Source organism: Neobacillus sp. BF23-41 (genome assembly GCF_041106275.1).
The window spans coordinates 351,495-360,351 of the sequence record NZ_JBGBPR010000004.1; the positions used below are offsets into that span (position 1 = coordinate 351,495).

The 8,857-nt window shown below is 36.3% G+C and carries 6 protein-coding genes and 1 pseudogene; 2 read left to right on the forward strand and 5 right to left on the reverse strand.

Annotated elements, in window-relative coordinates:
• Window positions 1–279: 279 nt before the first annotated feature.
• The 5 genes and pseudogenes from AB7942_RS09790 to AB7942_RS09810 form a co-directional block, all read right to left on the reverse strand.
• The gene (locus AB7942_RS09790; protein WP_369446678.1) at window positions 280–1,251 is read right to left on the reverse strand and encodes a glycosyltransferase family 2 protein; all 972 of its coding nucleotides are present in this window, start codon (window positions 1,249–1,251) and stop codon (window positions 280–282) included.
• A 273-nt stretch (window positions 1,252–1,524) separates the two neighbouring features.
• Window positions 1,525–2,070, reverse strand: a pseudogene (locus AB7942_RS09795) (C39 family peptidase); the annotation flags it as partial.
• A gap of 842 nt (window positions 2,071–2,912) precedes the next feature.
• Complete coding sequence (locus tag AB7942_RS09800; protein WP_369446679.1) at window positions 2,913–4,115, reverse strand: DHHW family protein; 1,203 nt, start codon at window positions 4,113–4,115, stop codon at window positions 2,913–2,915.
• 17 nt (window positions 4,116–4,132) lie between these two features.
• A complete protein-coding gene (locus tag AB7942_RS09805) occupies window positions 4,133–5,551 on the reverse strand; it encodes an MBOAT family O-acyltransferase (RefSeq protein WP_369446680.1) in 1,419 nt (472 codons plus the stop codon).
• A gap of 372 nt (window positions 5,552–5,923) precedes the next feature.
• Entirely contained in the window at window positions 5,924–6,502 is a 579-nt protein-coding gene (locus tag AB7942_RS09810; protein WP_483310856.1) for an SH3 domain-containing protein, read from the reverse strand.
• Window positions 6,503–6,920: 418 nt separating this feature from the next.
• Between AB7942_RS09810 and tagU the strand changes: the two genes are divergently transcribed.
• Window positions 6,921–7,850, forward strand: a complete 930-nt coding sequence (gene tagU / locus AB7942_RS09815) for a polyisoprenyl-teichoic acid--peptidoglycan teichoic acid transferase TagU (RefSeq protein ID WP_369446681.1) — start codon at window positions 6,921–6,923, stop codon at window positions 7,848–7,850.
• A gap of 271 nt (window positions 7,851–8,121) precedes the next feature.
• Window positions 8,122–8,697, forward strand: coding sequence for a 3D domain-containing protein (locus AB7942_RS09820; protein WP_369446682.1), 576 nt, complete (start codon window positions 8,122–8,124; stop codon window positions 8,695–8,697).
• Window positions 8,698–8,857: the final 160 nt, after the last annotated feature.

Below are 8,857 nucleotides of genomic sequence, written 5' to 3' on the forward strand. Positions count from 1 at the left end.
TAACAAAGATCAAATATTCCGTACTGTACCGGATATCTTCTTTCCGAATAAATTCTACGGTCTTTATATTATCTTTATCAACTCGCCTGATCTCAAACCAACCTTTTATACATGGATAAACAATATGCTTCTGCCCGGGTATTTCATAGTGATTGGCTGGTATAGATCTTACGGAAGGTCTAGTATAAGTGATTACATTTGCCCGTTTTGTTTTCATTTTCCACATGGTGGTCACCTCTATATTTTTTCTGTATTCCTCCCATGTCCAGAATAAGGATTCTATATTTGGACTGAAGCCAGTTTATGAATATCATTTTCTTTTGCCACTTCCATAAAGTAATGGAACCGAGGTTCTAGAGAAGTAATTAAGCTGTCGTCCACATGGTTGTCAATAAATCTTTTCGTTTCACTTAACCAGTCTATTTTTTGTTCGTGTGTTAACCGAGATGTTAATAGATGCCCACGTAAACGGCTGGCATGTAGAAACCGATTTAAGAAAGCAACCTTTAACGTTGTTTTATATGAGTCATCATGGTTACATTCATGTAAAAATTCCATGAGTCGATTAAATGAAAAAAAGAATTGCTCTGCAGGGAAATACTTTACACTCAGATTCTCTTTCCCACGCGATACAACGAAGTAATAATGATAATCTGCGAGTACGGTAATAACCTTAGCTGTCACATAGCATTGCATGACAAAAAGCTGGTCTTCACCCACTACAGCCTTTGGATGGAATCTAAAATCATTTTGTCTCAGAAATGAGAGCTTAAACATCTTGTGAGGTGCTAAAGAGTTAACTAAATTATCTTTGATAATATCAGCCTTCGGACGGTTCCCTTTTTTAAACATAGACCCAGGTACTTTACGTCCATTGATACCAACATACTTGCCATAAATGACATCGGACTGATTTTTTTTTGCTTCAATATAAAGTCGTTCGAGTGCCTCCTCCCCTAAGAAGTCGTCATTGTCTAAGAAAAGGATATATTCACCACGAGCAGCATCTATCGCATCGTTTCGTGGAATCATTGGGCCTCCTGAATTATTCTCCCGATCAATGAGAACAATGTTACTCATTAACTTACTAAAGTTCTCAATAACTTCCTTACTATTATCTGTAGAGCAATCATTCACACAAATGACCTCAAAATCTGACCCATCCATCGTTTGGTGCATTAAGGAATCCAGTGTTACATTTAAATGTCTTGCCGCGTTATAAACAGGTATAGCTACGGTAACCTTTAACATATCCATTCCTCCAACAAGGTAGTCCAAAATAAATTTATATGTATTACTTTTTCACTTTATGTATCACATGATAATAGAAGGAACACAATAAGAACCTAACTTCGGTTTACATGTATTATTCCCGTATTAATCTCGTATTAATCTTGATTGTCTATGTTATAACGCAAAAAAGGCCGCCAAAAGGCAGCCTTATGTTTTGTATTCACGTATTTAATACCATAAATTCCTGGAAAGGAAGAGAATAGGATGACAACCGGATAAAGCAATTGTTAATTAATAAGATATGGCCCTCTTACTTTGGTTGCCCCATAATCTATTAAATTCCGCTTTGCTGATTTTGGCATTCTTTTCACCTGTCCAGCAATCATTATAGTAATAATTAGATTGATCAAATCCTGTTAGGACCAATGCATGCACTGAAAAACCATGCATACGTGAAACCAAAACAACAACCGGTTTGTTATTTACTAATTGTGTTTCTATTGTTCCATTACTAGCACCTGTTAGGTTTTTGGCACTTCCAGCATAATTCTTTACTAATCCCATTAAGGCAGGAGGATAAATAGTCCATCCTGATTTTGTAAATGGATTCCCAACATAACCTAGGTTTGGATTACTTGAATGCCTTGGCATTTTTTTCGCTAAGGTGACTTTATCGACACGGACGCCTTTATACTGGAGCATCATTGTTACTGCCGTAATTTCACAACCTGTTGGCAGCTCTGGCCTTTGATTGATCAAGGGTACATTTAATTTAAGGCTACTGACCTTAGATGCGTGGTTCCCGTAAACCGTTTTTGCTTGATATTGATACCATGAAAGAACGCGTTGAGTTCCTTTTTCTCTTTGAGTAGCCTGAGTTACAAACCCTAAATTATTTAGGGTATAGCTAAACTTGATATTTTTCCCGTGGGTGCCATACACCGTATTAGGATAATACTCGTATCTAGTAAGATTTCTCTGGGTTCCTTTTTCTCGTAATATAGCATTTGACACATAACCGGAGGCATTAAAGTTCAGGACATATTTGATATTTTTCCCATGGGTACCATACACAGTGTTTGGGTAATACACATACCTCGAAAGAATTCGCTGCGTCTGTTTTTCTCTTAAAACCGCATTGGTTACATATCCAGAGGCATTAAAGTTCAACACATACTTGATATTTTCCCCATGGGTCCCGTAAACAGTTCTGGGATAATAAACATATCTAGCAAGAATTCGCTGCGTTCCCTTTTCTTTTAAAACAGCATGGGACAAATACCCGGAGGCATCAAAATACAAGATATATTTAATATTATTTCCTTTTGTTCCATTTACACTGTCTGGGTAATACACATATTTTTGAGTGGACTTATTGGGTGTCGTCGTGCTTATTGCGTTAGCATAATTCCCTAAAGCAGGGAATAAAAGCACAAGGATCAATAAAGAAACAGATAATTTTTTACTCATTATTTTCCCCTTCCTAAAAAAACTTAGATACTATTATTATAGCATTATACACTTATAAGGCTTTCTATAAATTTACCAAAATTCTAAAAGTTAAAAGCATACCATACGGGAAGTTTGCCTAAGAACAACATCCTTTTCAGAGCCTGTCAACGAAAAAAGCCCTCCATTTCAGCAACAGGCTAAGATGGAGAGCTTTTTTTCAAAGTTGTTTATTGATTTTCACCCTGCCCTGGATGGTTAAAGTTTGTTAAAGCAGGAGTGACAAAAATCGAGTTAATATTATTTAACAGGACAATTTGATCAATTTTATTTTCATCTACATATTTCTCGATTGGCATTTTATTATAATGGCGTAAATCCAATACATGTATCTCTTTATAGTGAGGAACTAAAAATTGAACAAATGCATTGGCATAGGAATCTTTAATGATTAAAAGCTTTTTATTATTCGTTTGATTCGGATTAGTAATCGTCAGTTGCGCAAAATCTCCGCCTAAATAGGCCTGGTAACGATTTGTATACAGATCCTCCATGGTTAAAAAGTCCGTATTGTATAAGCCACTGCGTGATTTTATTCCCCACTTCATTACGTACGGCTTGTGGTTTTCTTTAAGCTCCGCTACAAGGATTTTATCCGCCTTTTTTGCATTTGCACTTGTTGTTTTCCTCGCATCTGAACCATAGAACGGTTTGCCTTTTAATTCCCAAGAATAATCGTTATACTGCGAAATTGTATCCTTCATGTTTTCCTTATCAATAATTTCAGACATTACATTCTGGTACGCGTAAAAAGCGGCCTTAGCTTGCCAGTGATGGTCTGAATAGAAAAACATATAGTCCTCATTCATATGTTTTTTTAAAGTAGCACGCGAGTCAATCGGATGGGTATTCTCATCTAGCTCCTTATATAAGAGGTCCATATTTTTTTGACCATAGCTTGGAAAATAAGAGGGAAATTTATTCTCCATCATCGTCGGTTTATTTGGCATTAATGCGGTATAAACACCAATGTTCTTTTTAGCTAAACGATCGGCCAACTCATTGATTCCACTAGCAATTTTTTGGGCATCAGCCGACGTTCCCTCTGCTATTTTGGATAACAAATAACCGTCATCCGACACATAGACATCATCAATAATATTTTGTCTAAGAAAATTCTTATTAATTCTACTGTTGGTTTCGATAAACGTATCACGCATCGGAAATTGATCATTGTAATACTGCTCAAATCGCTTGGAGTACTCACCGGTAAGTAGATTTTCAGAGTTTAAATCAGGTCTTTGTGCTAAATTTCTATTTTCTAAAAGCGACATTGACTTTGATGGCGTTACAAAAGTAAAGATAAAGAAGCCAAAGATCGTTAGTAGGAAAATTGTAATTAAAGCGAGACCTTGTATATTAGCTTTTTTCATAATATCCTCCATACTTATTAAAACCGAAAATAAATAAATGGATTGAAGGTGGATGAAACCACGCTTACAAGCGTTAAAAAGAAAATAACAGCGTAACTTGCTGTGACAATGAGATCCCTGCTGCTTGTGACACCGACTGTTCCCTGCTTTAAGAATCTGTCTTTGATGAAAGGGATAACAGGCATAGAAGCGATGATCGCAATCAAAAGGATGATTCCATATTGTGAAAAATAAAAACTAGCTTGGCGGTCCCAGACAGGGTTTCCATTGGCACCGAACATAACCTTCAGATAATTAAACCCATAAGTAAATGTCTCTGCACGGAAGAACACCCAGCCAATCATAACGGCTAATAGTGCATAAAGATGTTGGAATACCCGCGGAATGCTTTTTAAAAATTTCAGCAAAAAGGCTTTTTCTAACATAATCAATACACCGTAATAAACACCCCAGGCAATAAATGTCCATGCGGCGCCATGCCAAATCCCTGTAGCTAGCCAGACAATGAACAAATTCCGATAGGTCTTAAAGGTTCCGCCTCGGTTCCCGCCTAACGGAATATATAAATAATCCTTAAACCACGTACTTAGTGAAATATGCCACCTTCTCCAAAATTCCGTGGCCGAACGAGAAATATAGGGATAGTTAAAGTTTTCAAGAAAATCAAAGCCAAACATTTTTCCTAAACCTATCGCCATATCGGAATAACCCGAAAAGTCAAAATAGATTTGTAAGGAATAAGCAATAATACCAATCCACGCCAGACCAACAGATAACTCACTTGCAGGCATTGAGAAAATTTGATCTGCCACCCAGCCGCAATTATTGGCTATAATCATTTTTTTCGCTAACCCTATGATAAATCTTTTGGTACCTTCAGCAAATTTCGGTAACGATTCTTTTCTGTCGGTAATTTGGTCAGCCACCGTTACATAGCGAACAATTGGTCCTGCAATAAGTTGTGGAAACAAGGCTTTATACATCGCCATGTTAATCAGATTTTTTTGCGCCTTCCCGTCTTTCCTGTACACATCAATAACATAGCTTAGTCCCTGAAACGTAAAAAAGGAAATCCCTAATGGAAACGGGATGTTGCCTAATTCAATCGTCGTTCCAAACATGTTATTTATGTTATCTACAATAAAGTTGGCATATTTGAAAATAATCAGAATGGAAAGATTAGCAAAGACAGTAACGCCTAACACCCACTTTACCAATACACGTTTCTCTCTATTTTGATCAACTAGCAGGGCAAAAACATAATTAAGAAGAATGGAAAGAAATAAAAACAACACAAACTTTGGTTCGCCCCATGCGTAAAAAAACAAACTTGCCAAAAGTAAGACCGTGTTCCTTAACTTTCTGGGTGAAAAAAAATATATAGTTAGTGTAAGAGGCAAAAATAAAAATAAAAATACTGTTGAACTAAATAGCACGATTCTTATCCTCCGTATATGTACCTTTTAAGCCTTTTGGGGCTTTTAGCTGCATTTTACAAGTTTCTTGCTTGATTAATAACTGTTTCGTTGTAAGTCAGGATTTGATTGATGCCTTCTAGACTTGTTTAATTTTCATACAAATTCTGTCACACTCCCTGAAATTTTGACAATATTCATATTAGATTTTATCAATGATTAGTTGATATGTATAGAATTTGTTAACTTATAAAAAATATACCACTAAAGGATTACACTACTTCTAAAACTATATGATTACCGTTTTTTCTATAATTTTTAATACCTAAAAGGGCTCCCATTACGGAAGCCCTTTTGACAGATATCCAATTCGCTCTTGCTAAAACGGTAAACTTACTTGACAACACTTAGAGCCGTAATATATTTACTAGCTACATAACCAACTCTTCCGCCTATGTCAATAACATAGTAGTCTTTTTCCTTTTTGAAAAAATAGTATTCTTGATATTTATTAATATAGCCAATTACCTTACCTGCAGTGGATTTGTCGACAATAGGTGCCTTTTCTCTCATTTTAATCATACCGGTTTTCGGCTGATTCGTGACCCAGCCGCTTTGTGCTTGCTTGATCAGCGCAATCACCGATTTCTTTTCGATATAACCGGTTCCTTTACCAAATTTGATCCCATACCACGTGCCTTGATTCGAAACAATATGAAGGATTTGGTATTTCGTCAAGGTTCCAATTGCAGCTGTTTTTGACATACTTTGATAGATTGTCACATCTGCTTTACTCTTAAAATACTTGGCTGACGCCTTAGCTTGATGATTTTTATTCACAATGGCTGCCAGATCAGCAATTACCATCTGTGATTTCTCATAGGAAATACCTTTTGTCATAATCGCTAAAACAAAGGGAGTTTTGTCATAAACGATGGCCGCGTCATTATAGATTCTTTCATTCGGGATCATCCCCACCTTGTGTGCGACGGCAACTCCCTTAAATGACCTGCCTTCAACGCTTTCCCCATCCTTATCCAGATTTCAACTTTCTTAAATTTTACCAAAATTAGCAATATATTAATATAGGTTTTGATAGAATCTCGTCGATTTCTATGCTAAAGAAGAGCCTATCTAAAAATCAATATTCTTGATTTTAGATAGGCTCTTCTTAAATAAACTTTTTTTCTAGTATATTGTCCCTGGGGAATTTTTGTTAAGCTACTCTATTATGATGGATTACAATATTTTGTTAACAACAATTCGTGAAAAAAATTTCACCAAATTATCCAGTTAAAAATATGTAAGTTCTTCAAATAAATGTATTAAATTTCGATAATATCTGCTATTCTATACTATGCTTCAAAATATCGTTGTGGAGGAAAACTAGATGAGAGCTGAAAAGAATAAAAAGAAAAAGAAAACATGGCTCCGCGTAACTGGAATTGTTTTATTACTACTAATAATTGGAATCGGTGTTTACGCCTATTCAGTATATAGCTCATTAACAACTGCTGTCGAAACGATGCATCACCCTGTCGATCGAAAATCCGACAAACGTACCGAAGAAGTATCATTACAAGAAAAGGAGCCTTTCTCGGTATTGCTCTTGGGTGTGGACCAGCGTAAAGGCGATAAAGGTCGTTCTGACACCATGATTGTTTTGTCAATGAATCCAAAACTAAATTCTGTAAAGATGTTAAGTATTCCACGTGATACCCGAACAGAAATAGTTGGTAAAGGCACCGAGGATAAAATCAACCATGCTTATGCATTCGGCAACGAAGAAATGGCGATGAACACGGTTGAAAATTTCTTGGACATTCCCATTGATTATTTTGTAAAAATAAACATGGAAGGCTTTGAGGATATTGTCGATGCGGTTGGCGGCATCACGGTAAACAATGATTTAGACTTTTCTCAAGGCGGTTACCATTTCCCAAAGGGACAGGTAACTTTGAATGGCAAAAAAGCGTTAGCCTTTACTCGGATGAGACATGAAGACCCTCGTGGTGATTTTGGGCGCCAATTACGTCAGCGTGAAATTATTCAAGGTGTTTTAAGAGAAGGTGCGAGCCTCTCATCGCTTACTAAATATCAAAGTATTTTTACAGCCCTTGGCAATAATGTGAGAACAAATCTTACATTTGATCAAATGATGGATATTCAAAAGAATTACCGTAGTGTGGCTGGTAACGTTCAGCAAATGACAATAAAAGGCGGCGGGACGAAAATTAACGGAATCTATTACTACATCGTTCCGCAAGAAGAAAAACAACGGATTCAAAGTGAACTGAAAACACAACTAGATATAAAATAGCAAAAAAACCTCTGCCGAGATAATAATTGGCAGAGGTTTTTTTGGCTATTTAATAATACACCCGAATAGAAGCACAAAGGCACAAATTATATTAAAATGAACCTCCTTGCCTTCAGTGTCCGTCAGCCGTGGACGAATTATGGGTTTTGTCCACGAGCGGTGCCTGACACCTTAATATCACGGTTTTGTCATGAAACTAGTAAGCTATTGAAATATTTGTGTAATATTATTGTGGTAACTTTTATATTACAGAAGGAAGGGGTTTACAGTTATGAAGAAATTCCTAGTCATGTGTAGTTTGGCAGGTATGTTATTATTCGGAAGTAGCAACGGCGCATCAGCAGCATCCAATACATATAAAGTTAAGAGTGGCGATTCGCTTTATCGTATTGCAAAAACATATAAAATCTCCGTGAACACATTAAAACAATGGAATAAACTTAAATCAAATACTATTCACCCAAATCAAATATTAAAGATTACTAATGTACCAGCTAGTAAACCGGTTGTTAAGAAAGCCAGCACTAGTACAAATAAAGGACCGAAGTTAAAGGTAGTAAAGACTTTAACAGTTAGTGCGACTGCCTATACAGCGAATTGTAAACGATGCTCTGGCATCACAGCTATCGGTTTAAATCTAAAGAAAAATCCAAACCTAAAGGTCATCTCTGTAGACCCGAAAGTAATTAAGCTCGGAACAAAGGTCTATGTTGAAGGTTATGGCTATGCGGTTGCCGGCGATACTGGCGGTGCCATTAAAGGGAAAAAAATCGATATTTTCGTTCCTTCTCAAAAAAGTGCGATTCAATGGGGTAGGAAAACAGTGAAAGTACAAATATTAAAATAAGCAAAGTCCCAAGTGAATGAACTCACTTGGGACTTTTTATTGTTTTAATGAAATGTTAAAACTTAAGGCAATATTGGTTCTGTTATTGGTTCTGTTATTGGTTCTGTTATTGGTTCTGTTATTGGTTCTGTTATTGGTTCTGTTATTGGTTCTGTTATTG

Coding starts and splice junctions, on each gene's coding strand:
- AB7942_RS09790 (WP_369446678.1), bottom strand. CDS start 1,251: ATGTTAAAGGTTACCGTAGCTATACCTGTTTATAACGCGGCAAGACAT.
- AB7942_RS09800 (WP_369446679.1), bottom strand. CDS start 4,115: ATGAAAAAAGCTAATATACAAGGTCTCGCTTTAATTACAATTTTCCTA.
- AB7942_RS09810 (WP_483310856.1), bottom strand. CDS start 6,502: ATGATCCCGAATGAAAGAATCTATAATGACGCGGCCATCGTTTATGAC.
- tagU (WP_369446681.1), top strand. CDS start 6,921: ATGAGAGCTGAAAAGAATAAAAAGAAAAAGAAAACATGGCTCCGCGTA.
- AB7942_RS09820 (WP_369446682.1), top strand. CDS start 8,122: ATGAAGAAATTCCTAGTCATGTGTAGTTTGGCAGGTATGTTATTATTC.